Source organism: Nocardia sp. NPDC060220, from assembly GCF_042727815.1.
Lineage (GTDB): Bacteria > Actinomycetota > Actinomycetes > Mycobacteriales > Mycobacteriaceae > Nocardia.
The window spans coordinates 1-1,463 of record NZ_JBHWZY010001252.1; the positions used below are offsets into that span (position 1 = coordinate 1).

Below are 1,463 nucleotides of genomic sequence, written 5' to 3' on the forward strand. Positions count from 1 at the left end.
CCCCCCGGGCCGGGCGGTGGCGGGAGCTCGCGCTCCGCTTCATCAGGTCGATCATCGATCGTCATTAGTTCTTCCTCCGTGTCCGATCGGCGTCCGATGCGTGTTGCCTGCCGACCAGCGTCCCGACACGTATAGTCCTTGTGGCGCCTTGCATCTCGCTGAACATTCTCTTATTGGATGCGTACTCGTGCGTTCGTGATTCGTTTACCGCAGGCGACACCCAGACGACACACCGGCCCGGGGCTGCGGAGGGCACTGCGTGCCAGGCTCCACTGACCCCGGACCGGTGTGGGTTGATCCGGTATTACCGGCGAATATCAGCCGGCGGGCTTGATGATGTTGACGGGCTTGGCCCAGTTCGACAGGCCGACGGTGACCTCGCCCTGATCCTTCTTCACCACGGCGCGAACAAGATTCGGGCCGTCGCCGGTGGACGCGGCGTCCGAGGGCTTGGTCGAATCGGAGGCGGGCGGGGCGGTGTCCTGGATCCACACGGTGATCGGCATGGTGCCCGCGTTCTGACCGATGCGCGGCACGATCGGGTCGATCACGGCGGCGTCGATGGTGCCGGAGACCTTGACGGTGTTGATGCCGTCGATCACCTCACGGCCCTCGGTCTTCGCATTCTGGATATTGGCGATCACATTCGCGATGCCCTTGTCCTTGTCCAGGATGACGCCCGGATCGTAGACCTTCTCCGCCGGACCCGACGGCACGTAGCGGCCACCGGCCTGGGTGTACAGGACCTTGTCCACCACAAGGAACTTCGCCTCGGTGAACGAAGCTTCGGGGGTGAGCTTGACCTTCGCCTCGCCCATCGCCGCGCCCGAGCCCTGGGTCTCGTTGGTGACATCGGCCGACACGGTTTCCACCGGCAGGTCGGGCAGGTTCTTGACGTTGATCTTCAGGTGCACGTTGTGCAGGGTCTGCGTGGTCTTCGCCGACTCCTTCACGATCTGTGCGCCCTCGGGCAGCTGGCCGGTGGGCGCCGGGCCCGCCGTGGTGGCCGAATCGTCTTTGGTGCAGCCGGATACGAGGGCCGCGCAGACCGCCGCCGCCGCGACGACCGAAGTGATGCCGGAACGTCGCGCGAAGCGCCGACGCGAGGTGGGGTTCGGTGTCATGTGGATCAAGTTTCATCCCCTGGAGATGGTCGCATATCGGTATAGGGCAGCCGAAGACCATCGTTCATCTCGTGCTCCCCCGTCGGCGATAGTACCTGAGGAATTCAGTTTGCGAGTTGTGTCTTCGCGCTATCGATTTCGGATATCTGAGTCCCGGCGTGATCCGCCATCACCCCAGGTCAGCCGACCGGTGGAATCGCCGGCGATGATCTTCGCCGGGCCGCCGCCGCTCGTCGTCCGACATCGCCAGCAGCACGGAGAGCTTCGCGGCCTCGGCGTCGTCGACCGGGGTGAAGATCTGGATCCACTCGCCGTCGGTGGCGGGCAGACTCATGATCC

At 64.7% G+C, this 1,463-nt stretch carries 1 protein-coding gene; it reads right to left on the reverse strand.

Annotation, left to right across the window (positions count from 1 at the left end):
• Window positions 1–317: 317 nt before the first annotated feature.
• Window positions 318–1,124: an LppX_LprAFG lipoprotein gene (locus ACFWF3_RS35775; RefSeq protein WP_379318581.1), complete on the reverse strand. Its 807-nt coding sequence runs from the start codon at window positions 1,122–1,124 to the stop codon at window positions 318–320.
• Window positions 1,125–1,463 lie beyond the last annotated feature (339 nt).